25 protein-coding genes and 1 pseudogene are annotated in these 26,299 nt (G+C 64.7%); 14 read left to right on the top strand and 12 right to left on the bottom strand.

The features are described 5' to 3' along the window. Positions 1-78: 78 nt before the first annotated feature. The 11 genes from KI609_RS13625 to KI609_RS13675 all read left to right on the top strand — a co-directional run bounded on the left by KI609_RS13625 (position 79) and on the right by KI609_RS13675 (position 13,711). Complete coding sequence (locus KI609_RS13625) at positions 79-1,605, top strand: sugar ABC transporter ATP-binding protein (protein WP_226444019.1); 1,527 nt, start codon at positions 79-81, stop codon at positions 1,603-1,605. Further along, positions 1,598-2,653 (top strand): ABC transporter permease, encoded by a 1,056-nt coding sequence (locus KI609_RS13630; RefSeq protein WP_226444021.1) that lies wholly within the window; start codon positions 1,598-1,600, stop codon positions 2,651-2,653. The genes KI609_RS13625 and KI609_RS13630 overlap by 8 nt, the downstream gene beginning before the upstream one ends. Continuing rightward, positions 2,650-3,705, top strand: coding sequence for a galactofuranose ABC transporter, permease protein YjfF (yjfF, locus tag KI609_RS13635; RefSeq protein WP_413463321.1), 1,056 nt, complete (start codon positions 2,650-2,652; stop codon positions 3,703-3,705). The genes KI609_RS13630 and yjfF overlap by 4 nt, the downstream gene beginning before the upstream one ends. A gap of 48 nt (positions 3,706-3,753) precedes the next feature. After that, entirely contained in the window at positions 3,754-5,487 is a 1,734-nt protein-coding gene (locus KI609_RS13640; RefSeq protein WP_226444023.1) for an IlvD/Edd family dehydratase, read from the top strand. 39 nt (positions 5,488-5,526) lie between these two features. Further along, positions 5,527-6,450, top strand: a complete 924-nt coding sequence (locus tag KI609_RS13645; RefSeq protein ID WP_413463322.1) for a dihydrodipicolinate synthase family protein — start codon at positions 5,527-5,529, stop codon at positions 6,448-6,450. 7 nt (positions 6,451-6,457) lie between these two features. Beyond that, positions 6,458-7,531 (top strand): 2-dehydro-3-deoxygalactonokinase, encoded by a 1,074-nt coding sequence (locus tag KI609_RS13650; RefSeq protein WP_226444027.1) that lies wholly within the window; start codon positions 6,458-6,460, stop codon positions 7,529-7,531. Between the two features lie 2 nt (positions 7,532-7,533). Further along, entirely contained in the window at positions 7,534-8,193 is a 660-nt protein-coding gene (locus KI609_RS13655) for a 2-dehydro-3-deoxy-6-phosphogalactonate aldolase (protein WP_226444029.1), read from the top strand. A gap of 30 nt (positions 8,194-8,223) precedes the next feature. Continuing rightward, on the top strand, positions 8,224-9,372 hold the full coding sequence (gene dgoD, locus KI609_RS13660) for a galactonate dehydratase (RefSeq protein WP_226444031.1): 1,149 nt from the start codon (positions 8,224-8,226) through the stop codon (positions 9,370-9,372). Between the two features lie 335 nt (positions 9,373-9,707). Then, positions 9,708-10,094: a hypothetical protein gene (locus tag KI609_RS13665; RefSeq protein WP_226444033.1), complete on the top strand. Its 387-nt coding sequence runs from the start codon at positions 9,708-9,710 to the stop codon at positions 10,092-10,094. Between the two features lie 360 nt (positions 10,095-10,454). Then, complete coding sequence (locus KI609_RS13670) at positions 10,455-11,342, top strand: hypothetical protein (RefSeq protein ID WP_226444035.1); 888 nt, start codon at positions 10,455-10,457, stop codon at positions 11,340-11,342. Further along, positions 11,339-13,711, top strand: coding sequence for an ATP-dependent DNA helicase (locus KI609_RS13675; protein ID WP_226444037.1), 2,373 nt, complete (start codon positions 11,339-11,341; stop codon positions 13,709-13,711). The genes KI609_RS13670 and KI609_RS13675 overlap by 4 nt, the downstream gene beginning before the upstream one ends. 104 nt (positions 13,712-13,815) lie before the next feature. Here KI609_RS13675 and KI609_RS13680 read toward each other — a convergent pair whose 3' ends face one another. Both KI609_RS13680 and KI609_RS13685 read right to left on the bottom strand, forming a co-directional pair. Continuing rightward, a complete protein-coding gene (locus tag KI609_RS13680) occupies positions 13,816-15,342 on the bottom strand; it encodes a tripartite tricarboxylate transporter permease (protein ID WP_226444039.1) in 1,527 nt (508 codons plus the stop codon). A 7-nt stretch (positions 15,343-15,349) separates the two neighbouring features. Then, complete coding sequence (locus tag KI609_RS13685; protein WP_226444041.1) at positions 15,350-15,772, bottom strand: tripartite tricarboxylate transporter TctB family protein; 423 nt, start codon at positions 15,770-15,772, stop codon at positions 15,350-15,352. A gap of 143 nt (positions 15,773-15,915) precedes the next feature. Between KI609_RS13685 and KI609_RS13690 the strand changes: the two genes are divergently transcribed. The 3 genes from KI609_RS13690 to KI609_RS13700 are packed head-to-tail and all read left to right on the top strand — an operon-like array spanning position 15,916 to position 18,898. Beyond that, positions 15,916-16,611 (top strand): response regulator transcription factor, encoded by a 696-nt coding sequence (locus tag KI609_RS13690; RefSeq protein ID WP_226444043.1) that lies wholly within the window; start codon positions 15,916-15,918, stop codon positions 16,609-16,611. After that, positions 16,598-18,214, top strand: a complete 1,617-nt coding sequence (locus KI609_RS13695; RefSeq protein WP_226444045.1) for a sensor histidine kinase — start codon at positions 16,598-16,600, stop codon at positions 18,212-18,214. Before KI609_RS13690 ends, KI609_RS13695 begins: the two co-directional genes overlap by 14 nt. A gap of 45 nt (positions 18,215-18,259) precedes the next feature. After that, entirely contained in the window at positions 18,260-18,898 is a 639-nt protein-coding gene (locus KI609_RS13700; RefSeq protein WP_226444047.1) for a hypothetical protein, read from the top strand. Positions 18,899-19,198: 300 nt separating this feature from the next. Here KI609_RS13700 and KI609_RS13705 read toward each other — a convergent pair. The 10 genes and pseudogenes from KI609_RS13705 to KI609_RS13750 form a co-directional block, all read right to left on the bottom strand. Next, positions 19,199-19,311: pseudogene (locus KI609_RS13705) on the bottom strand (transcriptional regulator); the annotation flags it as partial. Positions 19,312-19,431: 120 nt separating this feature from the next. Continuing rightward, positions 19,432-19,650 (bottom strand): TOBE domain-containing protein, encoded by a 219-nt coding sequence (locus KI609_RS13710; RefSeq protein ID WP_226444049.1) that lies wholly within the window; start codon positions 19,648-19,650, stop codon positions 19,432-19,434. 122 nt (positions 19,651-19,772) lie between these two features. After that, positions 19,773-20,585, bottom strand: a complete 813-nt coding sequence (locus KI609_RS13715; RefSeq protein ID WP_226444052.1) for an ATP-binding cassette domain-containing protein — start codon at positions 20,583-20,585, stop codon at positions 19,773-19,775. A gap of 51 nt (positions 20,586-20,636) precedes the next feature. Next, positions 20,637-21,509 (bottom strand): aliphatic sulfonate ABC transporter permease SsuC, encoded by an 873-nt coding sequence (gene ssuC / locus KI609_RS13720; protein WP_226444054.1) that lies wholly within the window; start codon positions 21,507-21,509, stop codon positions 20,637-20,639. Continuing rightward, complete coding sequence (locus KI609_RS13725; protein WP_226444056.1) at positions 21,506-21,883, bottom strand: VOC family protein; 378 nt, start codon at positions 21,881-21,883, stop codon at positions 21,506-21,508. The genes ssuC and KI609_RS13725 overlap by 4 nt, the downstream gene beginning before the upstream one ends. 23 nt (positions 21,884-21,906) lie before the next feature. Next, the gene (gene ssuD, locus KI609_RS13730; protein WP_226444058.1) at positions 21,907-23,070 is read right to left on the bottom strand and encodes an FMNH2-dependent alkanesulfonate monooxygenase; all 1,164 of its coding nucleotides are present in this window, start codon (positions 23,068-23,070) and stop codon (positions 21,907-21,909) included. 12 nt (positions 23,071-23,082) lie between these two features. Next, complete coding sequence (locus KI609_RS13735) at positions 23,083-23,223, bottom strand: hypothetical protein (protein WP_226444060.1); 141 nt, start codon at positions 23,221-23,223, stop codon at positions 23,083-23,085. 24 nt (positions 23,224-23,247) lie between these two features. Further along, positions 23,248-24,213, bottom strand: a complete 966-nt coding sequence (locus KI609_RS13740; protein WP_226444062.1) for a sulfonate ABC transporter substrate-binding protein — start codon at positions 24,211-24,213, stop codon at positions 23,248-23,250. Positions 24,214-24,365: 152 nt separating this feature from the next. Beyond that, positions 24,366-24,965 (bottom strand): NADPH-dependent FMN reductase, encoded by a 600-nt coding sequence (gene ssuE, locus KI609_RS13745; protein ID WP_226444065.1) that lies wholly within the window; start codon positions 24,963-24,965, stop codon positions 24,366-24,368. A 224-nt stretch (positions 24,966-25,189) separates the two neighbouring features. Then, positions 25,190-26,212 carry a sulfate ABC transporter substrate-binding protein gene (locus KI609_RS13750; protein ID WP_226444067.1) on the bottom strand — a complete coding sequence of 341 codons (1,023 nt, stop codon included), beginning with the start codon at positions 26,210-26,212 and terminating at the stop codon, positions 25,190-25,192. Positions 26,213-26,299 lie beyond the last annotated feature (87 nt).

Raw genomic sequence — 26,299 nt, forward strand, 5'->3', positions numbered from 1 at the left:
GCGCCCCTTGAGTCGCTTCGCGCCTTGGCCGCGCCAGTTTGGCAGGCCGTGCGGACAAGCACGAGTGTCTGAAAAACCATGAGCAGCCCATCCCAAAATCCCGTGCTGCAGCTCTCGGGTATCCACAAGCAGTTTGCGGGCATCCCGGTGCTGCGCGATGTGCAGCTCAACCTCTACCCCGGCGAGATCCATGCTCTGATGGGGCAGAACGGCGCGGGCAAGTCCACGCTGATCAAGGTGCTCACAGGTGTGCTCGAAGCCAGCGGCGGGCAAATGCGCCTGGGCGGAGAGGCCGTGTGGCCCGATTCGCCGCTGGCCGCGCAGCGCATGGGTATCAGCACCGTGTACCAGGAGGTCAACCTCTGCCCCAACCTCTCGGTGGCCGAGAACATTTTTGCGGGCCGCTACCCGCGCTGCGGCATTGCGCAGGGTTTTCGCATCGACTGGGCCACGCTGCACCAGCGCGCCCGCGAGTTGGTGGCGCGCATCGGCCTGCAGATCGACGTGACCCGCCTGCTGTCGGACTACCCCGTGGCCGTGCAGCAACTGGTGGCGATTGCCCGGGCGCTCAGCATCGAGTCACGCGTGCTGATCCTTGATGAGCCGACCTCCAGCCTGGACGATGACGAAGTTCGCAAGCTGTTCGAGGTGTTGCGCCGTCTGAGCGCAGAGGGCCTGGCCATTGTGTTCGTGACCCATTTTTTGAACCAGGTGTATGCCGTATCAGACCGGATCACCGTGTTGCGCAACGGCAGTTGGGTGGGCGAATGGCCCGTGCACGACCTGCCTCCCCAGGCCTTGATCGCGGCCATGCTGGGCCGTGATCTCGCAGCCACTTCTGCCGCAAACACCACGGCAACCACCTTCGACGCCCACCAAACGCCCTTGCTGAAAACCGAAGGGCTGGGTCAAGGCAACCACCTTCAACCGATGGATCTACAGATACAGGCCGGCGAGGTGGTGGGACTGGCCGGGTTGCTGGGCGCCGGTCGTACCGAGCTGGCCCGGCTGCTGTTTGGCCTGGAACAGCCAGACCGGGGCATGCTGCGCATCGACGGCAAGGCGGTGAATTTTTCCGACCCGCGCGATGCTATCGCACAGGGCCTGGCCCTGTGCCCCGAGGAGCGCAAGACCGACGGCATCGTGGCCGAACTCTCTGTGCGCGAAAACATCGCACTGGCGCTGCAGGCACGCATGGGCGTGGGCAAGTTTTTGTCGCGCGCCGAGCAGACCGCCCTTGCAGACCGCTACATCCAGCTGCTGGGCATCAAAACCGCCAGCGTGGACACGCCCATTGGCTTGCTCTCGGGCGGCAACCAGCAAAAAGCGATTCTTGCGCGCTGGCTGGCTATCGAACCCCGTTTGCTGATTCTGGACGAGCCCACGCGCGGCATCGACATCGCCGCCAAGCAGGAAATCATGGACCAGATCCTGCACCTGGCACGCGGCGGCATGGCCGTGTTGTTTATCTCTTCCGAAATGAGCGAAGTGGTGCGCGTGGCGCACCGCATCGTGGTACTGCGCGACCGCCGCAAAGTGGGCGAGCTGCCCGCGGGCAGCAGTGAAGACGCCGTCTATGACCTGATTGCCACAGAACATGCCTGAAAAGCACCCCTCTCCTTCCTTTGCCGCGTTGGCCATGCACCACCGCCTGGCGTGGCCGCTCATCACCCTGGCGTTGCTGCTCGCCGTGAACATCGCCTTTAACGCGAGCTTCCTGCACATCGAGTGGCGCGACGGCCACTTTTACGGGAGCCTGATCGACATCCTGAACCGCGCAGCGCCTTTGGTGCTGGTGTCCCTTGGCATGACGATGGTGATTGCCACGCGTGGCATCGATATCTCGGTGGGCGCGGTGGTCGCCATCGCGGCGGCAGTGGCTGCGTGGCTCATTGGCGGATCGGTGTCCGCCCATGAAAGCCGCTTTCCGCTGCCGGTCGCCATCCTGGGCGCTCTGGGTGTGGCCCTGGTGTGCGGTTTGTGGAACGGCATCCTCGTGGCGCGCGTGGGCATGCAACCCATCATTGCCACCCTGATACTCATGGTGGCAGGCCGTGGTATTGCCCAGCTTATTACCGACGGGCAGATCATCACCATCTACTACACGCCGTACTTCTTCATGGGCGGCGGCTACCTGGCAGGTTTGCCGTTTTCGCTGTTCATCGTGGCGGCCGTTTTTGCGGCGCTCTACCTGGCCGTCACGCGCACGGCGCTGGGGCTGTTCATTCAAGCCGTGGGCATCAACCCCACGGCAGCACGTGTGGCCGGGGTGCAGGCAGGCCGGCTCACGGTGGCTGCCTATGTGTTTTGCGGTGTATGTGCCGGCATTGCCGGGCTGCTGATCAGCTCCAACGTGAAAAGCGCCGACGGCAACAACGCGGGGCAGTTGCTGGAGCTGGATGCCATCCTGGCCGTGACGCTGGGCGGCACAGCGCTGACTGGCGGCCGCTTCAGCCTGGTGGGCAGTGTGATTGGCGCACTCATCATTCAGACCCTCACCTACGCGATCTATTCGCTGGGTGTTCCGCCCGAAGTCAATCTGGTAGTCAAGGCGGTGGTGGTTTTTGTGGTGATGCTGCTGCAGTCACCAGAGTTTCGCGCCCAGGTAGGTGCCGTGGCGCGCCGCCCTGCGGCCACAGGAGCCACGCCATGAGCGCCGTGCCCACCACCACCACCTCCCTCGACAGCGTGGTGAATGCCGCCACACCGGCGCCCCCCCTGGCAGCCAAGGCCATGCAGCGCCGTCTCAACCCCAAGTACCTTCCGCTGGCCGCCACCATCTGCCTGTTTGTGGTCATGGCCGCGCTGGGGTCGGTGCTCTACACCGGTTTCTTTTCAGCACAGGTGTTCCTCAACCTGCTGATTGACAACGCATTTCTCATCATCGTTGCGGTGGGCATGACCTTCGTGATCCTGTCGGGCGGCATCGACCTCTCCGTGGGCTCGGTGGTGGCGCTGACCACGATGGTGCTGGCCACCCTGGTGGAGCACCACGGATGGAACCCCTTCGCCGCCATACCGCTGGTGTTGCTGATGGGCGCCGCGTTTGGTGCGTTCATGGGTTTCTTGATCGAGCGCTTTCGACTGCAGCCGTTCATCGTGACGCTGGCAGGCATGTTCCTGGCGCGCGGCCTGTGCTACCTCATCAGCATCGACTCGATCAGCATCACCAACGAGGCGTATTCAGACCTTGCGCAGTGGCGCCTTCCGCTGTGGGAGGGCGCCTCTTTGTCGGTGGGCGCAATGGTGGCCATCGGGGTCTTGCTCGCGGCCCTGTTTGTGGCGCATTGCACGCCCTTTGGCCGCACGGTGTATGCCGTGGGCGGCAACGAGCACTCGGCGGTTCTCATGGGGCTGCCCGTGCGCACAACCATCGTGGGCGTTTACACGCTGTCGGGCCTGTGCTCAGCCCTTGCTGGCGTGGTGTTCACCTTTTATATGTTGTCGGGCTACGGCCTGCACGCCACCGGCATGGAGCTGGATGCGATCGCCGCCGTGGTGATTGGTGGCACGTTGCTCACCGGCGGTGTCGGCTATGTCGCGGGCACGCTGTTTGGCGTGCTCACGCTCGGAATCATCCAGACGCTCATTTCCTTTGACGGCTCGCTCAGCTCCTGGTGGACACGCATCGTTGTTGGCGTGCTGCTGCTGGTGTTCTGCCTGTTGCAGCGCCTGCTGGCCCGCCGCGCCCCCAAGCGTTCCTGATTTTTTTGTCTGCCCGTCTCTCTGAATCTCCCTGAATCGCACACCACAATGACTACCACCCCACGCAAATTACGCTCCACCGAATGGTTTGGCACCGCTGATAAAAACGGTTTCATGTACCGCAGCTGGATGAAGAACCAGGGCATCCCCGACCATGAATTCGACGGTCGCCCGATCATCGGCATCTGCAACACCTGGTCCGAGCTCACGCCGTGCAACGCCCACTTTCGCAAGATCGCCGAGCACGTCAAGCGCGGCATCTACGAGGCGGGCGGCTTCCCGGTCGAGTTTCCGGTGTTCTCCAACGGCGAATCGAACCTGCGCCCCACGGCCATGCTCACGCGCAACCTGGCCAGCATGGATGTGGAAGAAGCCATCCGCGGCAACCCCATCGACGCCGTGGTGCTGCTGGTGGGCTGCGACAAGACCACGCCCGCCCTGCTGATGGGCGCAGCCAGTTGCGATGTGCCCGCCATCGTGGTCACGGGCGGGCCCATGCTCAACGGCAAGCTCGACGGCAAGGACATCGGCTCGGGCACGGCCGTGTGGCGGCTGCACGAATCGCTGAAGGCGGGTGAGATCAACGAGCACCAGTTCTTCGCGGCGGAAGCCGGCATGTCGCGCTCGGCGGGCACCTGCAACACCATGGGCACGGCATCCACCATGGCCTGCATGGCCGAGGCGCTGGGCACCTCGCTGCCCCACAACGCGGCCATCCCGGCTGTGGATTCGCGCCGCTATGTGCTGGCCCACATGTCCGGCAAGCGCATTGTGGAGATGGCCCACGAAGGGCTCACGCTCTCGAAAATCCTGACGCGGGAAGCATTCGAGAACGCCATCCGAACCAATGCGGCCATCGGCGGCTCCACCAACGCCGTCATTCACTTGAAAGCCATTGCAGGCCGCATCGGTGTGCAGCTGGATCTGGAGGACTGGACCCGCATCGGCCAGGGCACCCCCACGATTGTGGATCTGCAGCCCTCGGGCCGCTTCCTCATGGAAGAGTTCTATTACGCCGGTGGCCTGCCCGCCGTGCTGCGGCGCCTGGGCGAAAACAACCTGCTCCCCCATCCCGGCGCACTCACCGTCAACGGAAAGAGCCTGTGGGACAACGTGCGCGAAGCCCCGCAATACAACGACGAGGTGATCCGCCCGCTGAGCAACCCGCTCATTGCCGACGGCGGCATCTGCATCCTGCGCGGCAACCTGGCACCGCGCGGCGCGGTGCTCAAGCCATCGGCCGCCTCGCCAGAGCTGCTCAAGCACCGGGGCCGTGCCGTGGTCTTCGAGAACCTGGAGCACTACAAGGAGCGCATCGTCGATGAAAACCTGGACATCGACGCCAGCTGCGTGATGGTGATGAAGAACTGCGGCCCCAAGGGCTACCCCGGCATGGCCGAGGTCGGCAACATGGGATTGCCACCCAAGCTGCTGCGCCAGGGCGTCAAGGACATGGTGCGCATCTCCGACGCCCGCATGAGCGGCACCGCCTACGGCACGGTGGTGCTGCACGTCGCGCCCGAAGCCGCAGCTGGCGGCCCGCTGGCAGCCGTACGCGACGGCGATTTCATTGAACTCGACTGTGACGCAGGCCGCCTGCACCTGGACATCAGCGATGCCGAGCTGGCCGAACGCCTGGCCGCCGTGGCCACCGGCGACCAGGGTGGACGCGGCGGCTACCAGCGCCTGTATGTGGACCATGTGTTGCAGGCCGACGAAGGCTGCGACTTCGACTTTCTGGTGGGCTGCCGCGGCTCTGCCGTTCCGCGCCACTCCCACTGAACGCCCCCAATTCAAAAAAACATGCAAGGAACAACCACCATGGCCTCCCCACCACGCTATCGCGGCATCTTCCCCGTGGTTCCCACCACGTTTCACGACGATGGCCGGCTGGACCTGGACAGCCAGAAGAGCTGCCTGGATTTCATGATCGACGCGGGCGTGGACGGCCTGTGCCTGCTGGCCAATTTTTCCGAACAATTTTCACTGTCAGACGCCGAGCGCGAAGCCGTCACGCGCGTGTCGCTCGAACATGTTGCAGGCCGCGTGCCGGTGATCGTCACCACCACCCACTACGGCACCCGTGTCTGCGCCGAGCGCAGCCGCGCCGCCCAGGACATGGGCGCGGCCATGGTGATGGTCATGCCGCCTTACCACGGCGCCACCTTCCGTGTGCCTGAGGCGCAGATCTTCGAGTTCTATGCCGGGGTGTCCGACGCCATCACCATTCCCATCATGGTGCAGGACGCGCCCGCCAGCGGCACGGTGCTGTCGACCGCATTCCTGGCCCGCATGGCCATGGAGATCGAGCAGCTGGCCTACTTCAAGATCGAGGTGCCTGGCGCCGCCAGCAAGCTGCGCGAGCTGATCCGCCTGGGCGGTGCGGCCATCGAAGGCCCGTGGGACGGCGAAGAAGCCATCACCCTGCTGGCAGACCTGGACGCAGGCGCCACCGGCGCCATGACGGGCGGGGGGTTTCCCGATGGCATACGCCCCGTCATCGAGGCGCACCGCCAGGGCAATGGGGATCAAGCCTTCGCGCTATACCAGCGGTGGCTGCCCCTCATCAACCACGAGAACCGCCAAAGCGGCATCCTCACCGCCAAGGCCCTCATGAAAGAAGGTGGCGTGATTGCCAGCGAGGCCGGCCGCCACCCGTTCCCGGCCATGCATCCCGAAGTGCGCCTGGGCCTGATCGACATCGCGCGCCGGCTGGACCCGCTCGTATTGCGCTGGGCAAAGTAAACCGTCCATGGCCGGCCATCCCACCACATCCACCGCCCCACTGGCATCAGCGGGCACCCCCAGCCTGGTGGCGCTGGACTGGGGCACGAGTTCGTTGCGTGCCTTTTGCTTCGACGCTGGCGGCCAGGTGCTCGAGATGCGCCACCGTCCCTGGGGCATCATGCACCTGCCCCCTGCGCCGGACGGCGCACCCGACACAGTACACAGCGCTGCCTTCGAGCGCGCGTTGCACGACACCTGCGGTGACTGGCTCAGCACCACCCCGGCGCTGCCCCTGGTGGCCTGCGGCATGGTGGGCAGCGCACAAGGCTGGAAAGAAGCGCCCTACCTGAACACCCCCACATCGCTCGACGACCTGGCGCGCAGCCTGACGGTGGTGCACCGCGGCACCGACAAGCCCTTGCACATCGTGCCCGGGCTGCTTCAGCGCGGCAGTCTGCCCAATGTGATGCGTGGCGAAGAAACCCAGGTGCTTGGCGTGCTGGCCGGTGGCCCCGCCACCGGCGATGCCTCTGTGCTGATCGGCCTGCCCGGCACCCACAGCAAATGGGTAACGGCAACAGCAGGCGCACAAGGGCGTTGCATCCAGCACTTTGATACGTTCATGACGGGGGAAGTGTTTGCAGCCTTGCGGGGCCACACCATCCTGGGCAAGACGATGCAAACCCCTGCAGCCCCGGACGACACCGCGTTTGCCCGCGGCCTGGCCGTGGCGCGGGGCGACGATGCGCAGCGGGGCCTGCTGTCGCACATCTTTAGCAGCCGCACGCTGGGCCTGACGGGGGCCCTGCCCGCATCGGCACAGGCCGACTACCTGTCGGGCATTCTGATCGGCCACGAAATCAGTGCACTCGCCCCACTACTAACGCAAGGCCCCGCTGGCCGCCCTGCCACGGTGGTGCTGTGCGGCGAAAACGATCTGTGCCGGCGTTACGCCAAGGCGCTGCAGGCCTATGGTTTGCCCGCCCCCGTGATCGCCGAAAACGCCACGGCCCTCGGGCTGTGGCAGATCGCCTGTGCAGCCAGCCTCATCCCCCCTGTGGCACCCGCCACCGGGTCTGTCTCACCACGGAGCACTTGAACATGAACCCCATCGACAAAAGCCTCTTCAACACCATGCAGACCTGTGGGCTCATCGCCATCTTGCGCGGCGTGAAGCCCCATGAGGTGGTGGCCATTGGCCACGTGTTGTACGACGCGGGTTTTCGCATCATTGAAGTGCCACTGAACTCACCCGATCCGCTGGCCAGCATCCGCGCGCTGCGCGACGCGTTGCCCGCCGACTGCCTGGTGGGCGCGGGCACCGTGCTTTCGGCGCAGGCGTGCGCCGACGTGGCGGCCGCAGGTGGGCAGATCATCGTCATGCCCCACAGCGATATCGACGTGATCCGCGCCGCCAGGGCGGCCGGCATGGCATGTGCCCCTGGCGTGGCCACGCTCACCGAAGCCTATGCAGCGCTGGCAGCGGGGGCCAACATACTCAAGCTGTTCCCCGCAGAAGCGCTGCCGCCCCACGTGCTCAAGGCCTGGCGTGCGGTGCTCACACCACCCATGGCCCTGGTGCCGGTGGGCGGCATCGTGCCCGAAAACATTGCCACCTATGCCGCCGCTGGGGCCAGTGGCTTTGGCCTGGGATCGGCCCTCTATCGGCCCGGCAACACGGCCACCGAGGTGGCCACCAAGGCCGCCCAATTCATGAAGGCCTGGCACGGCGCCTATGACGCGGTGCCCGCAGCCTCTTGATTTCTCACACTCTCCGACAAGTTTTCTCCCATGAAGATCACACGACTGACAACGTTTCTGGTGCCGCCGCGCTGGTGCTTCCTCAAAATAGAAACAGACGAAGGCATCGTCGGCTGGGGAGAGCCCGTGCTGGAAGGCCGGGCAGAAACCGTGGCCGCTGCCGTGCAGGAGCTGGGCGACTACCTCATTGGCAAGGACCCGCGCCACATCGAAGACCACTGGACGGTGCTGTACCGGGGTGGCTTCTACCGGGGCGGCGGCATCCACATGAGCGCACTGGCTGGCATCGACCAGGCGCTGTGGGACATCAAGGGCAAGGCCCTGGGCGTGCCGGTGTCCGAACTGCTGGGCGGCAACGTGCGCGACCGCATCCGGGTCTATAGCTGGATTGGCGGCGACCGCCCCAACGAAACCGCGCAACAGGCCAAAGACGCGGTGGCGCGCGGCTTCACAGCGGTGAAGATGAACGGCACCGAAGAAATGCAGTATGTCGACACCTTCGACAAGGTGGAGCGCTGCCTGCAAAACGTCGCTGCCGTGCGCGAGGCCGTGGGCCCGCATGTCGGCATTGGTGTGGACTTTCATGGGCGCGTGCACCGGCCCATGGCCAAGGTGCTGGTCAAAGAACTCGAGCCCTACCGGCTGATGTTCATCGAGGAGCCCGTGCTCAGCGAACACGACGAAGCCCTCAAGGAAATCGCGCGCATCACATCCACCCCCATCGCGCTGGGTGAACGCCTGTATTCACGGTGGGACTTCAAGCGTGTGCTGTCGCAAGGGTATGTGGACATTGTCCAGCCCGACCCATCCCACGCCGGTGGCATCACCGAGACGCGCAAGATCGCCACGATGGCGGAGGCCTATGACGTGGCACTGGCGCTGCATTGCCCCCTGGGGCCCATCGCACTGGCCGCCAATCTGCAACTCGATGCGGTTTGCTACAACGCCTTCATCCAGGAGCAGAGCCTGGGCATCCACTACAACGCGGACAACGATCTGCTGGACTACGTGTCCAACCCCGAGGTGTTTGCCTACCACGACGGCATGGTCGCGATCCCCAAGGGCCCCGGCCTGGGCATCGACGTCAACGAAGACCACGTGCGCGAGCGCGCCGCGCAGGGCCACCGCTGGCGCAACCCCATCTGGCGCCACCGCGACGGCAGCTTTGCCGAATGGTGACAGGGCGAACGTGTGCCTTGTGCCTTGTGCCCTGCTCCAGTCAGACTTCAATTGCTATTTATTTGATAGCTTCTAGCGCTTACAAATAAAGCGCCAGAGGCCTATTTGGCTTGATTTCATCGGGTTTCATCTGATGGGATGCCGGCGTCGGGCAAACCAGCCGCTCTGTGCTGCTCGCCAGGTTCTTGACGTCATCAAGAAAAATGGGCTAGACAAGCCTTTGTCCGACAACTTCGCCAACCCGTGGATGGCGCAGGGCGGGTGCATGGGGCTGAAAAATGGATTCAGCGAGCCACGCAATGGTTCGCGTGTTCACAGCACCCAAGGAGAGACTCATGAACCCCGTCCCTAGCCCATCCCCCCATACCGCCCCAGAGCCCCCCGTGGACGGCGACCTGGCCGAGCAGGCACTGCCCGGTCATGGTGTGCCGTCGCAAGACCCGGATCCCGCCGCCCAGCAGATGCTGACGCCCACGGAGTCTGAGCGCGAATCCAAAACGGCACTGATGGGCGGAGGAATGATGGCCGGTGCGGCAGCCGGTGCCGCTGTCGGCGTGGCGGTGGGCGGACCCGTGGGGGTGTTTATAGGCGGCACCGCTGGCGCCATCGCCGGCGCACTGGGGGGTGCGGCGGTGGGCCAGGTCGTAGAACCACAATCGCCAAGCAACCTGGCAGGCGAAGCCATGCAAGTCACGAAACCCGTGCTGGTGGAAAAAAGCTGAGCCCCAGATTCGCGCCACTGCCGTCATTGAAGGATGGTGACGGCACCCACATCCATGCGCACTGAACGCTGAACGCTGAGCGCTGAGCGCTGAGCGCTGAGCGCTGAGCGGGCCGGTAGACACTACATTTTTTATAGCTGTTAGCGCTTTATACATAAGCGCTAGAGGCCAATTTGGCGTCAAACTTTGGCCACTCGAGGGCCTAGAGAGCTTTGGCAACGACATGCCAGGGTGGCCCTGCGGGAACACTGGGATTAAAATCAGTGCTTCACCCATCCCTTCGGCAGCTTCATGTCGGCGCAGCCCTCTACCCCCCTGCCTCTTTCCCTTACCCTGACCCGCCCTCACCGCACGCGGCTGATGCAGATCTGGCGCTCGGCCGGGTGGCCGTGCAAGGATGGGCTGGAGGTGGACCTGCTGGCTGCCGGGTTGGTGGCACAGCACATCGCGCCCGAGGGGTGCGAGACGCTGCGACTGACCGACGAGGGCATTCGTACGCTTGCAGTGGCGCGCCAGCGCGGCGTGCGGGCACTGAGCGCACACGACCGCCTCGGCCAGAAGTTTGCCGGGCAGTTGCTGGGGGCGGGGCGCATTGTGTGGGCGGAGTTGTCGCTGCGCGCCGTGGTCGACACCGCCCCTACGCCTACGTCTATACCTGCCGCAGCGTCGCCCGCTGCGCACGTGGGCACCACACCCGCCATGCCCCCCCTGTGGAGCGATGACGACGGCACCCCCACCGCCCGCGCCGCTGCCCATGTGTGGCGCATGGCGCGGCCCGACCTTTTCTCGGTGCGCAACACCTCGGTGCCGGCTTACCTGCAACCCATGGTGCACGAGATCAAATACAGCCGGGCCGACCTGCTGTCAGACCTGCGGCACGACGCCAAGCGGCAGGCTTACCAGTGGTTGTGCGAGGAGTGTTATTACGTCTTCCCGGCGGGCATTGCCGAGCCCGATGAAATCCCCGAGCACTTTGGCATCTGGGTGCTGCATGGCGGCCTGGACGAAGGCCACTTTGAACTGTTGCGGCCCGCGCGCCACGCCCCTTGCACCCTGCCCTTTGCGGTATGGATGGCGCTGTGCAAAGCCACGCCGCTGCGCAGCGATGCGGACCTGGTGCAGGCGCAACTGGGCGAAACACCGCAGCCATCACCCGCACCGTTGCCCCCCACAGCATTCCAGACCATAGAACAGGGTCCGCGCGGCGGCCAAGGCCCAGCCGCCGCTGAGGGTGCCGACGGCCCATGACCTACACCGTGGCCGTGCGTGAGCTGTGCGAGTTCACCGCCAAACAGGGCGACCTGGACCTGCGCTTTACCCCGGCACCCACGGCCCTGGAAGGCATGGCGGGCCACGGGGTGGTGGCGTCGCGCAGAGCCCCGGGCTACCGTGCAGAAGTGCCCCTGGCGGGGCGCTACAAAACGCTGCAGGTTCGGGGGCGGGCCGATGGTGTCGACCCCGCGCTTCAGCGGCTGGACGAGGTCAAGACCTTCAAGGGGCGGCTGGACCGCCAGCCAGCATCGCATCGGCACCTGCACTGGGCCCAGGCGCGCATCTACGGCTGGCTGATGTGCCAGCAAGAGACGTGGAGCCACATCGACCTGGCCCTGGTCTATTTCGACATCGGCACGCAGCAAGAGACGGTGTTCACCGAGCGGCACAGCGCTGCAGCGCTGTTGCAGCACTTTGAAGCCCTGTGCGAGCGGTTTCTGGCCTGGGCCGAAGCCCAGAGCGCACACCGCGCGGCGCGCGATGCGGCCCTCACGGCGCTGACATTTCCTTTTGGCGACTTTCGCGCCGGCCAGCGCGCCTTGGCACAGGCGGTTTACAGGGCCACCACATCGGGCCGCTGCCTGCTCGCCCAGGCGCCCACGGGCATCGGCAAGACCATGGGTACGCTGTTTCCGATGCTGAAGGCCGCGCCCGCACAACGGCTGGACAAGGTGTTCTTTTTGGCGGCCAAGACCTCGGGCAGGCAAACGGCACTGGACGCCCTGGCACGCCTGGGCCACACCAGCGCCGCCGCGCCCCTGCCCTTGCCCCTTCGGGTGCTGGAGCTGGTGGCGCGCGACAAGGCCTGCGAGCACCCCGACAAGGCGTGCCACGGCGCATCCTGCCCCCTGGCCCAGGGCTTTTACGACCGGCTTCCTGCCGCACGCGCCGCCGCGCTGCACGTCGCCGGCACGGCCACCAGCCCCCACACCGGCCTGGTGGCCCTGCACCAGCCCCAGGTGCGCGAGGTGGCACTGGCACACCAGGTGTGTCCCTATTACCTCAGCCAGGAACTCGCCCGCTGGGCCGACGTGGTGGTGGGCGACTACAACTACTACTTCGACATGGGCGGGCTGCTGCATGGCCTGACCCAGGCCAACCAGTGGCGCGTGGCACTGCTGGTGGACGAGGCCCACAACCTGGTCGAGCGTGGCCGCAAGATGTACACCGCCGAGCTGCGCCCCGAAAGCCTGGCGCAGGCGCGCAAATCCCCCACAGCACACGGTTATCCGGCCGTGAAAAAGGCGCTCGACAAGGTGCGCCGCCACTGGTCCGCGCTGGACAAGGCGCAGACCTCCGACTATGCGGTGCTGGAGACCTTGCCCGACAAACTGCTGGCGGCCCTGCAGCAATGTGGCAGCACGCTGTCGGACCACTTGGCCGAGCACCCCACCGAGCCCGATGCGGCACTGCACAACTTTTATTTTGATGCGCTGCACATGCTTCGCATGGCAGAACTGCTCGATGACCATTCGCTGGTGGACCTCACCCTGCCAGCCACGCACTCCCACCCCTATGGCAGCGGCCACAGCGGCAACGGCAGCGGCAGCACGACCACCAACGCCTCGACCAAGGGCGGTGCCTCCACACTGTGTGTGCGCAATGTGGTGCCAGCGCCCTTCCTGCGGCCGCGCATGCTGGCGGCCCACACCTGCACGCTGTTCTCGGCCACGCTGCAACCCGCGCCCTATTACGCCGACTTGCTGGGCTTGCCCGAGAACCATGTGTGGGTGGATGTGCCAGCGCCTTTTGAGGCCGCGCAGTTGCAGGTGTCAGTGGCGCGCCATATCTCCACGCGCTACCCGCACCGCAAGGCATCGCTGGGCCCTATCGTCGAGTTGATGGCATCGCAGTTCCACACGCGGCCTGGCAACTACCTGGCGTTTTTCAGCAGCTACGACTATCTGCAGCAGGTGGCCGACCTGCTTGAACAGCGCTACCCGCAGTTGCCGCAGTGTCGCCAGTCGCGCCGCATGCTCGAAGCCGAGCAAAGGCAGTTTCTGGCGCGTTTTACCGACACCAGCCAAGGCATTGGTTTTGCGGTGTTGGGCGGCGCCTTTGCCGAGGGCATCGACCTGCCGGGCCAACGCCTGACCGGCGCATTCCTGGCCACTCTGGGCCTGCCGCAGATCAACCCTGTGAACGAGCAAATCCGCCAGCGCATGCAGGCGATGTTCGGCGCCGGTTATGACTACACCTATCTGTACCCCGGGCTGCAAAAGGTGGTGCAGGCGGCAGGCCGGGTGATCCGCACACCCCAAGACCAAGGGGTTGTGCACCTGATGGACGACCGCTACGGCCAGGCACACATACAGGCGCTGCTGCCTGCATGGTGGGGGCTATGACAAAAAAAACCCTGAACGCCCGCAAGCGGACGAACAGGGGTCGGCATGACGGACGGGGCCTGAACCCATGGCGCAACCCGCAGGCCACGCCAGTCCACACCACATCACGTACTTGCGTGTGCGACTTCTGCCGGGGGCTGCGGCAGCGGGGCCGCTTTGCCGCGCTTCATGAAGAACGAAAGCACCTGCCAGCCGATGAACAACGCAATCAGCCCCAACAGGGTGCCGCTGATGGGCCGGTTCACAAACACGCTGAAACTGCCGCGCGACAACAGCATGCTGCGGCGGAAGTTTTCCTCGAGCATGGGGCCCAGGATAAAGCCCAGCATCAGCGGCGATGGGTCCAGCTCCAGCCGCAAGAACAGATAGCCGAGCGCGCCAAACGCGACCGTGATGAAAACGTCATCGAGGTTGTTGTTGATGCTGTAGGTGCCGATGCAGCAAAAGAACAAAATCGCCGGGAACAACACGTTGTACGGAATCTTGAAAACCGACAACCAGTAGCGCACCAGTGGCACGTTCAAGATCAGCAAGAAGCAGTTGCCGATCCACATGCTGGCCACCAGGCCCCAGAACAACTCAGGGTGGCCCGAGATCATGTTGGGGCCGGGCTGAATGCCCTTGATGATGAAGGCGGCCATCATGAGCGCCATCACAGCGTTTTCGGGGATACCGATGCTCATCAGCGGAATGAAGCTGGTGCGCGCGGCGGCCTCGTCAGCGGCGGCCTGGCCGGCCACACCTTCGATACAGCCGGTGCCGATTTCGTGCTTGTACTTGCTGACTTTCTTGTCGAGCGCATAGGCTGCAAACTGGGCAATCACCGGGCCGCCGCCGGGCAAAATGCCCAGCACCGAGCCCACCACGCTGCCACGCAACGCGCTGGGGATAATGCGCTTGAACTCGGGCCAGGTGGGCATCAGCTTGATCTTGCCGTTGAACGGAGAGCGCTCTTCGCGCGAATCCAGGTTCTTGGTGATTTCTGCAATACCAAAACACCCCAGCGCAATGCTCACGATGCCCACGCCATCGGCCAAAAAGGGCATGTCAAACGTGAAGCGCGCCAGACCACTGTTGACGTCGGTGCCCACCGAGCCCAGCAAGATGCCGATCATGCACATGGCCAGGCCGTTGAGCAGGCTGCCCGTGGTAACAAAACTCACGCACACAAAACCCACCAGCATCAACGCGCAGTAGTCGGCCGGGCCAAACAGAAAGGCCACTTCACCCAGCTTGGGCGCAAAAAACGCCAGCACCACAATCGCCACCGTGCCACCAATGAAGCTGGAGACGCCTGCGGTAAATAGCGCAAGCCCCGTTTTCCCCTTCAAGGTCATCTGGTAGCCATCGATACACGCCACGATGCTGCTGGCGTGCGGGATCTTCATGGTGATCGCGCTCACGCTGTCACCATATTGCGCGCCGTAGTAAATACCGGCCAGCATGATCAGTGCGCCGGTGGTGTCCATCGAGTAAGTCAGTGGCAGCAACAAGCTGATGGTGGCCAGTGGCCCCAAGCCCGGCAACAAGCCGACCAAGGTGCCGACCGTGCAGCCCATGGCGCAATACATCAGGTTTTGCAGCGTCAGCGCGTGGCTGAAACCGAAGGCGAGGTTGTTTAAGACGTCCATAGCGATCTCAGAACAGGGGAAGGTTGACGCCCAGAATCTTCTGGAACCCGAAAGCAATGGCCAGCAACACGGCGGCGATTTTTATGTTGCGCACCACGGAGTAGGACGTGCCGGCAAACCCCGAGCAAAACACCAGCACCACAATGCCCAGGGCCATGTTCACAAAGTGCGAGGCCAGCGCAAAGCCGCACAGGCTGCCCAGGATGACCGCGATGTTGCGAAACTGGAAGTTCATCGCAACCGGTGCCACCAGCCGGGCACGCACCACCGTGATGACCCCGATCACAAACAGCATGCAGCTGACCATGAACGGGAACAGCCCCGGCCCCGCGTGACTGAGCGCCCCCAGCGAATAATTCACCGACGGCAGGCCAAAAGCCAGCGCCAGCGCCATGAGGACAAGGCCTCTGAGAATGTTGCGATTGATCATGAAAACACGGTCTCCTGAAGACTTTTTGGATCGTTCCCATGCCCGCAGGTGGCGCCTGTGGCTGGGGTATGCTGACCCGGCAACTATTCCCATCGAACCTGAGCGCTGGCTGACCTGGCCTATGCGTATTTCCACGTAAACCCATGCGATTACTCCTGGTGGAAGACGACCCCGTCCTGAGCCGAACCATGGCCCAAGGGCTTGAAACTGCGGGCCACCGCGTCGAAGTGGCCCGCACCGTGCAAGAGGCACAACACTGGTGGGCGGTGCACACCTTTGATGCCGTGCTGCTCGACCTGAACCTGCCCCACGGGTCAGAGCCCCGCAGCGGCCTGGGCAGCGGGCTGACCGCGTTGCGCGGCGCGCGCGCGCGCGGCGACCGCACGCCGGTGCTGGTGCTCAGCGCGCGTGACAGCACCGAGGACCGGATCGCCGGGCTGGACGCGGGCGCCGACGACTACCTGGGCAAACCATATGAGCTCAAAGAAATCGAAGCCCGGCTGCGCGCGCTGATGCGGCGCGCCAGCGGCACGGCTGACCTTGTCACCGTGGGTCAACTGGCGCTGGACCGGCTGGCACGCCGCTACAGCGTGGCGGGCCAACCGCTGGAGCTGCCCGCTCGCGAGTTCGACCTGCTTTGGGAGCTGATGACCCCACCTGGCAGGGTGCTCAGCAAACGTGACCTGTCAGACCGCCTGTCGGATGCGGGCGAGGCGCTGGGCGAAAACGCGCTCGAGGCGTTTGTCTCGCGTCTGCGGCGCAAGCTCACGGGCAGCGGGGCGTCCATTCGCACACTGCGCGGGCTCGGCTACATGCTGCAGGACGATGTCAGCCAATAACAGCCACGCAGGCGCTGGCGCACGCGCCATCCCAGCCACTGCTGACAGTGCCACGCCCGGTCACGCCCCCCGCAATGCGCCAGGCGCGGCGCTCGGCGGTGCGCCCCCCTCCTTGCTGGAGGGCATTGGCCGCCATGTGCTGCTCTCGCTGGTGCTCATCTGGGGACTGGGTAGCGCGGTGGTGCTGGGTGTTGGCAACCACTTTGTGGCCGAGGCCTTCGACCGCGCCCTGCTGGACGACGCCCATGCGCTGGCGGCCCATGTGCGCGGCGGCGAATTCGGCGACAACATTGACGAGCCCTTGCGGCTGGATCTCACGCCGCGAGAGGTAGGCCTGCTGCGCTTTGACCAGAGCGAAACCGTGTGGTTCGCGGTGTATGGGCCCGACGGCGCCTATCTGGCGGGCGACCATGACCTGGCAGCAGGCCCCCTCGCCCCGCAAGCCACCCACGCGTTCCACAACCTGGTGCGCGACAAGCTCGAACTGCGCCGGGTGACCCTGCGCATTGATGGCCCGCAGCCATTCACCGTGGTCATAGCCCAGACGACAGCAGAGCGAACCCAGCTGCTGCGCAGGCTGCTGATGTATTCAGGCCTGGCGCAGATCTGGCTGCTGATAGCGCTGGGTGCGTGGCTGCTGCGCGGCATCGAACGTGACCTGCAACCCCTGAGCGACCTGCAGGACGCCATGGACCACCGGGACGCTGCCGACCTGCAGCCGCTGCCGCAGGCCCTGACACAAGACGCCGCCACGCGCGACGTGCAACGCCTGGGAGAAGCCCTGGACCGGCTGCTCGCGCGCGTGCAGCAAAGCGTGCACGCGCAGCGCGAGTTTGCGGGCAACGTGGCGCATGAATTGCGCACCCCCCTGGCGGGCATCCGGGCACAAGCGGCCCGAGCGCTCGCACACAACGATCCCCAGGTGTGGCGCGATGAGCTTCAAGGCATTGCCCAGGCCGAACAACGGGCCAGCCGCACCGTGGACCAACTGCTGGCCCTGGCCCGGGCCACAGAGAGCGGTATTTCCTTGTCGGTGCAGACGATTGCGCTGGACGGCGTGGTACGCGAGACGCTGCTGCGCTACCTGCCCCGCGCCGACACGCTGGGTGTCGACCTGGGCGCCGAGGGCCTGGATCCCCCCGAAGGGTCCGTCAACATACGCGGCAACATCGCACTGATTGAAGGCATTTTGAACAACCTGCTGGACAACGCGCTGCGCTATGGCCGGGGTGAGCCGCCCCGCATCACCGTGGCCCTGCGCACCGACAGCAGCTACGCCGTGATACAGGTGACCGACAACGGCCCCGGGGTGGACGCCGACTTCGCGCAGCGCCTGCAACGACGCTGGGCGCAAGGAGAACAGGGCCTGCAGCTCGGCCACGGCGCGGGGCTCGGCTTGTCGATCGTCGCGCGGTACGCGCAGCTCATGGACGGCCGGCTGGAGATCGGCACCGCCACCCCGCCCCAAGACTCCGAGGCGCCCGACGCCCTCGGGGTCTCCAGGCCTCTGGATGGCGTTGCACGGCTCCACCCAGGGTTCGCGGCCAGCGTCTGGCTCCCGCTGCTCCCCACCGGCACCACCGATGAGTCCACGCAAACTTGATGCACATCAAGCGGCAAGCGCACCCCACGGCGCCACAATCACCCCGTGCCAACCCCTCTCTCCCCCCTCCCACCTTCCGTCACGTCAACCACCTCCGCCGCTGCGACCTCGGCCACAGCAGCCATAGCAGCTAAAACGGCCCGGTGTCTGCACCAGGGCATGCACCCCATCGGCAAGGCCATTGCCATGATGATGTGCGCCGCGGCTTTGGCCGGGTGCAACAAAACCGCTGGGGACGCCACGCAGATCAGCGCGGCTGAAACGAGCTTCAACGCCATCGTGGCGGCATGCACCCAAACCATCGCAGCCAGAGCCTTCACAGTGAGCGCCGATGGTCAGGGCGAATGGGTCAAGACCGGCTACAGCCCGGCTTCGGTGCAGGGCGAGGTGATCCACACCGAGTCGGCCATCACCCCGTATCTGGGCAAGCTGGTCATCAAGGACAACACCGCCCGTGTCAGCGCTGCGACCGAGGCACAAGCCGCCGCCGCAACCCTGACACCCGCCCATGTGCTTGCCAACCGCACCTACACCTTCATCTTCCGCTTCGACGGCCAACAATGGGTGTGGAACAACGGCTCGCTGGTGACCAAAACCAAGACCACGGAAGACACCACCGCAGGCCTGACACTGGCCGACGTTGCTGCGGCAGGCCCGGGCTTTTCGGGCTGCGTTGCGCGCTAGGCACCCTCTACAAAAATCGAGCGGAAAGTGTGTGCTGCGGATCGGAATGGGCTGCAAGGCGCAAACACAGCAATAGCCGTCGCCGTGCAGCTATTACGAGCATTTACAGCGCCGCAGGCCGCCCGAGCCCGCAGATGCACACGGCGAGGTGATTGGTGAAGAGCGCCCCAAGGAGTCTGCGCGGCCGAAGCTCGGCGGGGGCCTGATTCGGTCTGCTGATCACCACAGGTCAAGCGCCTGCGGGCATGCGATGGATTAGAGCTTCGCCGCACGCCATCGCGGCCCTGCTGGAGCCTGCGCGCGGCTCTGGCGGCTCACGCCAGGCTCGGAGGTGTGCAGCATCTGGGCCACTTCGGTCAGGTTGAACCACGCCGCGCGGCTTCGCGCACGAAGCGCAGTTGCTGGAAATTCATGGATCGGGTTCCCGCAAAAGAGCAGCCCCTGCAACGCAGGGCCCGTTCACTCAAAACACTCATTTTTTAATAGCTGCCAGCGATTAATCCATAAGCGCTAGAGGCACTTTTCACTTAAATTTACGACAGCTTGGCGATGGACACTTCGGTGGACTTCACGAGTGCCACCACCTCCGAGCCCACGATCAGGTTCAGCTCGTCCACCGAGCGGGTGGTGATGACGGAGGTGACGATGCCCCAGGGCGTTTCGACATCGACCTCTGACACGACATCGCCGCGAATGATCTCGCGCACTTTGCCCTTGAACTGGTTGCGTACGTTGATGGCTTGAATAGACATGGTGTTTTCCTTGAAAAAAATCCGGAATGGATGGGTGAAGAGAAAAGGGGAAGGGAAAAAGGGAAAGAAAAAAAGAAGGGGAGCGACGAAAAAAAGAGATGGAGCACCCGTTCAGGCGCAGCTCACACAGCCCACCGCAGTCCATATGCAGGCACGCCGGGCCATGCCGCATCGGGCACGGCTTCGGCATTTGGCTTTTGCAGCACGCGGTCGAGAATGCGTTTTTCAATGGCGGCAAATGCCGCGTCGCCATGCGATCGGGGCCGGGGCAGGTCAATGTGCTGGTCCAGCGCAATCTGGCCGTCCTCGATCAGGATCACGCGGTCGGCCAGGGCCACGGCCTCCTGCACGTCGTGCGTGACCAGCAACGCGGTGAAGCCGCTGGCCTGCCACAGGCCTTCAATAAGGCGGTGCATCTCGATGCGCGTGAGCGCATCGAGCGCGCCCAAGGGTTCGTCCAGCAGCAGCAAGCGCGGGTTGTGCACCAGCGCACGGGCCAGGGCCACGCGCTGGCGCTGGCCGCCCGACAGGCGCGCGGGCCATTCGCCCAGGCGGTCGCCCAGGCCCACGCGGGCCAGCACCTCGGCGGCGGCGCTGCGCCGCTCGGGCGGCAGCCCCAGGGCCACGTTGTCCACCACCCGCTTCCACGGCAACAGGCGCGAGTCCTGGAACATGATGCGGGTGTTGTCGCTCAGGCCGTTGATGTCTGTGCCATCGAGGCGGATGGTGCCGCCCGAGACGGATTCCAGGCCCGCCACCAGGCGCAGCAGCGTGCTCTTGCCGCAGCCGCTGCGCCCCACGATGGCCACGAACTGGCCAGGCTCGATGGTGAGTTCCGTCTTCTTGAGCACATCGCGTGTGCCGTAGCGCTTGTCCACGCCGCGCACCTCCAGGCGCATGCCAGTGGTGTTCTTCGGGGTATTTTTATTGGTCATATGGGCCTCCAGCGCTTGTAAATAAAGCGCAAGCAGCTATAAAAAAGTGAGTCATGCGGATTGGTAGCCCGGATGCCAGCGCAGCCAATACCGCTCCAGCCCCTTGGCAAACAGGTCGGCCAGCTTGCCCAGCAGGGCATAGAGCAGGATGCCCACGAGCACGATGTCGGTCTGCAAAAACTCGCGCGCGTTCATCGTCAGGTAACCAATGCCTGCCTGCGCCGAGATGGTCTCGGCCACGATCAGAATCACCCACATCAGGCCGAGCGAGAAGCGCAGCCCCACCAGGATGCTGGAGAGCGCGCCGGGCAGGATGATCTGCCGGTACAGCTGCCAGAGACCCAGGCCGTAGGTGCGCCCCATCTCGATCAGGCCAGGGTCCACGTTGCGGATGCCGTGGAAGGTGTTGAGGTAGATGGGGAAGAACACCGACACGCTGATGAGGAACAGCTTGGCCGACTCGTCAATGCCGAACCACAGGATCACCAGCGGGATGAGCGCCAGCGCGGGGATGTTGCGCACCATCTGGATGGTCGAATCCAGCAGTGTCTCGAACAGCTTTACCGAGCCAGTGAGCAAGCCCAGCAGCAGGCCCAGGCCGCCACCGACGGCCAGCCCGGCCAGCGCGCGGCCCGCGCTGACCTTGACGTGCGTCCACAGCTCGCCCGACGCGGTCAGTGTCCAGGCAGCCTTCACGACGTCCACCGGCGCGGGCAGCACCCGCGTGGACAGCCAGCCCAGCGACGAGGCGATCTGCAACAGCACGATCAGCCCCACGGGCACGGCCCATGGCAGCAGGCGCTGCCCAACGTTGGCAAGAAAGCGGATCAGCGGCGCGGGGAGCAAGGGCCCGTCGAGCGGAAGATCGGCGGAGTCGGCCACGGGAGATACCTGCAGCTCTCGAACAATCTGGGTCTGTGTCATGGATTGGTTTCCTGTAATTCGTCGTCGGGCTCCAGGAACTCCAGCTGGTTGCCCGCCGGGTCCTTGACATAAAAGCGCAGGTAGCCGGGCAGCGCGCGGTTCTCCACCAGCGGCAGCCCGGCCTGCAGCAGGCGGTGGCGCAGCGCGGGCAGGTCTTGCACCTCAAAGGCCAGGTGCGAGACTGCGGGCACCGGTTGCCAGTGCTCGGTGGGCACCAGATCGATGCGCTGGGTGCCTGCGGCAAAGCGCAGCGTGTTGCCCGCCTGCAGGCACACCTCGGGCAGGCCCAGCAGGCTGGCGTAGAAGCGGCGGATCGACGCCTCGGCCCCGGCCGGGAAGGCCAGCTGCACATGGTTGATGGACTGGATGCTCATGGCGTGGCTCCTGTGGTGCGGGTTCAGCTTTGCGATGCGCGGGGCACAAAGTCGTTGGCCACGGTCTCGCCAAAGGGGCCCAGCGGGTTGCCCCCGGTGAGCTTGTCGCGCAGCTTCAGTGGCAGCAGCGGGAACACGAGTTCGGCAAAGCGATAAGCCTCTTCCAGGTGCGGGTAGCCCGACAGCACAAAGGTGTCCAGGCCCAGCGCAGCGTATTCCTCGATGCGCGCGGCCACGGTCTGCGGGTCGCCCACCAGCGCCGTGCCCGCGCCACCGCGCACCAGGCCCACCCCGGCCCACAGGTTGGGGCTGATTTCCAGGTCTTTGCGACTGCGTTTGACGCCACCGGCATGCAATGCGGCCATGCGGCGCTGGCCCTCCGAATCCATGCGCGAGAACACGGCCTGGGCATGTGCCACGGTTTCGTCCTGAACATGGCTGATGAGTTCTTCGGCGGCTGCCCAGGCCTGCGCGTCCGTCTCGCGCACGATGACGTGCAGGCGGATACCGAACTTCACGGTGCGGCCGTGTTTGGCAGCGCGGGCGCGCACATCGGCCACCTTCTTGGCCACTTCGTCGGGGGGTTCGCCCCAGGTCAGGTAGGCCTCGACCTGCTCGGCCGCCAGGTCGTGGGCGGCAGCGGACGACCCCCCAAAGTACACCGGCGGGTGCGGATGCCGCAGGGGTGGAAACAGCAGCTTGGCGCCCTTCACGCTGAGGTGCTTGCCGTCGTAATCGAACGATTCACCGCGGTGGCTGCGCGCGAGGATCTCGCGCCAGATGCGGATGAACTCGGCCGACTGTTCATAGCGCGTGGCATGGTCCAGAAACACGCCATCGCCCTCCAGCTCCGCCTGGTCGCCACCCGTCACCAGGTTGACGAGCAGGCGCCCGCCCGAGAGCCGGTCGAACGTGGCCGCCATGCGCGCCGCCAAGGCGGGCTGGTGCAGGCCGGGGCGCACCGCCACCAGGAACTTGAGCTTCTTGGTAACGGCAAGCAGGCTGGACGCGATCACCCAGGGGTCTTCGCACGACCGGCCTGTGGGGATGAGCACGCCTTCGTAGCCCAGGCTGTCGGCCGCCACCGCCACCTGCTGGAGGTAGTCATGGCTGAGTTGGCGCGCGCCCTTGGCCGTGCCGAGATACCGGCTGTCGCCGTGGGTGGGGATGAACCAGAAAATTTGCATGGAACAGGTCTTTCAGTACGAGATGGCAAAGCCGAACTGGGGCGCACGACGCACCAGGCGGCGTTGCTGCACGCTCAGCCCCCACGCAGTGGCCGTGACACACAGAACGCGTTGCAGTTGGGCGTGCAGCGGGAAGGGCATGGGCGCTGGCATGGTGGGCTCCTTGGGTAGTGCGGGTTACAGCAGATCCACCGGCGCGGCATGCAGCAGGTTGAGCTTCTTGGGGATCAGCTTGAGGTCGAAGAAGGTGTCGGCAATCGCCTGCTGCTCGGCCAGGATCTCGCGCGTGACCGGGGCCGTGCCGAACTGCGCGCGGTTCAGGTACAGCTCGGTGATGGACTTGTCCAGCCCCAGCACGGCAGAGAGTTCGGTAGCGGCGGCCGTCTTGTTCTTGGACGCCCAGGTGTCGATCGCGTTGACCTCTTCAATCGCAATGCGCAGCACGTCGGTGTTCTTGGTCGCGAAATCGCGCGACGTGAAGTAGTACTGGCGGTTGTTGACCACCCCGGTGGCGTCGGCCAGCAGGCGGGCGTCGAGCGTTTTTTGCGCAGCGGCCAGGAACGGGTCCCAGATGATCCAGGCATCCACCGCGCCCCTTTCAAAGGCGGCACGCGCATCGGCGGGGGCCAAAAAGACCGACTGCACATCGCCATATTTCAGCCCGTGCTTTTGCAGCAGCTTGACCAGGAAATACTGCACATTCGAGCCTTTGTTGTAGGCCACGCGCTTGCCCTTGAGGTCAGCCACGCTGCGGATGGGCGAATCCTTGGGCACGATCACGGCCTCCAGCGCGGGGCGTGGCACCGTGGCGCCGGCATACACCAGCGGCGCACCGGCGGCCTGGGCAAAGATGGGCGGTGCTTCGCCCACATCGCCAAAGTCGATGGAACCCACATTGAGCGCTTCCAGCTGCACAGGGCCGGCGTTGAACTCGGTCCAGGTGACCTTCACGCCCAGCGGCGCCAGACGCTTTTCGAGGGTGCCACGGCCCTTGAGGATGGACAGCCAGCCCTTTTGATAGCCCACACGCAGCACGCGGCTGCCGGTTTGGGCCCAGGCAGGCACGCCGGTGGCGGCCAGACTGGCTGCGGCCAGGGCGGTCAAAAGCACTTGTCGACGCTGAGAATCCAATGGAAATGTCATGGCAATGTCTTTCTGGGTCAGCCCGCAGAGGACGGACAGGCAACAGCCCGCCCTGCCCTCTGTCAAAGGCATATCGAGGGTTCAAAACGAAAAGGGGGCGGAGGGAGTGGCGCGGCAGGCCTTGCAAGGGGCCGGTGCGCGGCAGCTGCGCGTTACACGCTACATCGCACTTGCGAGAAGTGCACCGGCGCGAAATGCGCGGAGTGCGCCACTTGTGCAGGGGTGGGCCGCAGCGTTTCGGTGAACAACACGTGGACAGCTTCGTCCAGGCGTTTGGCGATGTCGTCTTGCAGGTGGTATGCGCCCTCGGGCGTCAGCGCCACCTGGGCATCGGTGGCATAGATACCCGGCAGGATGCTCTTGGCGCCGAGCGACTGCAACACCGGGCGCAGCGCGTAATCGAGCGCCAGCATGTGGTGCGGGCTGCCCCCGGTGGCCAGGGGCAACACGACCTTGCCCTTGAGCGCGGTCTGCGGCAGCAGGTCTAAAAACACCTTGAGCACACCGCTGTAGGCAGCTTTGTACACCGGGCTGGCCACCACCAGCACACGGGCACGGGCTACCTGGTCCAGGGCGTTCACCACCGTGGGGTGCGCAAAATCGGCCAGCAGCAGCGCCTGGGGCGAGAGGTTGCGAATGTGCACCCGGTCCACCAACGCACCGCGCACCGACAGGCGCTGCGCCACGGCATCGAGCAAGGCGGCGGAGCGTGAGCGCTCGGAAGGACTACCGGCAATCAACAAGGCGGACATGGCTTTCCTTTGCTTTTGTTTTGATAGCTACCAGCGATTTATGGATATGCGCTAGAGCCTGATTTCTTATAAAAATCGATGAGGAACCGGCCCTGCGGGCTGAGCGTGGCCTGTCCTGTCGAAGGATCGAAACCGGTGCCCTCTGCGAGCAGCCCTTCGACAGGCTCAGGGCGAACGGTTCATCCGCGGCCGATACCGCATCAGGCCGATCAGAGTGCGCGAACCTATTTCTTCGTATAGATCTGGTCGAAGCTCGCGTTGTCTGCAAAGTGGTCCTTGGCGGCCTTGTCCCAGCCACCGAACGCTGCGTCGATGGTGAACAGGTTCAGCTTGGGAAACTGCTTGGCATATTTGGCCTTGGCCTTTTCAGAAACCACGGGGCGATAAAAATTTTTGCCCGCAATGTCCTGCCCTTCTTCGGTGTAAAGGAACTTCAGGTATTCCTCGGCCACGGCGCGCGTGCCTTTTTTGTCCACGTTTTTATCCACGACCGTCACGGCGGGCTCGGCCAGGATGGAGATCGACGGAGCGATCACGTCAAACTTGGCGCCAAACTCTTTTTCCAGCAGATAGGCCTCGTTCTCCCAGGCAATTAACACATCGCCCTGGTTGCGCTGGGCAAAGGTGATGGTGGAGCCACGGGCGCCGGTATCAAGCACAGGCACGTTGCCGTACAGCTTGGCCACGAAGTCCTTGGCTTTGGCATCGCTGCCGAGCTTGCGCTTGGCGAATTCCCAGGCGGCCAGGTAGTTCCAGCGGGCGCCCCCCGAGGTCTTGGGGTTGGGCGTGATCACGCTGACACCGGGTTTGATGAGGTCGTCCCAGTCCTTGATGCCCTTGGGGTTGCCCTGGCGCACCACCAACACGATGGTGGACGCGTAAGGCGAGCTGTTGTGGGGCAGGCGCTTTTGCCAATCTTTGGGGATCAGACCGCCGTTGGTGTGCAGCGCATCGGTGTCCCCGGCCAGCGCCAGGGTGGCGACATCGGCATCCAGCCCGTCGATGATGGACCGCGCCTGCTTGCCCGAGCCGCCGTGGCTTTGCTTGATGGTTACGTCCTGGCCTGTCTTGGCCTTCCAGTACTTGGCGAACGCCTGATTGAACTCCACATACAACTCCCGCGTGGGGTCGTACGACACATTGAGCAAGGTCACAGACTGTGCGAACGATGGCAATGCCGTCAGGGCCAAAGCGCCTGCAAAGGCTGCGGCAAAGGGAAACTTGATAAAGTCGCGGCGAAAGTTCATGAGGAGCCTCTGGATGTGAATGCAAAGTGGTGCGAAACACCGATGAATTGCATTCTCAAAGGCCGCTCTCAAAACTGGAACTACTAA

Source organism: Acidovorax radicis (assembly GCF_020510705.1).
In the GTDB taxonomy this organism is placed as follows: Bacteria; Pseudomonadota; Gammaproteobacteria; order Burkholderiales; family Burkholderiaceae_C; genus Acidovorax; species Acidovorax radicis_A.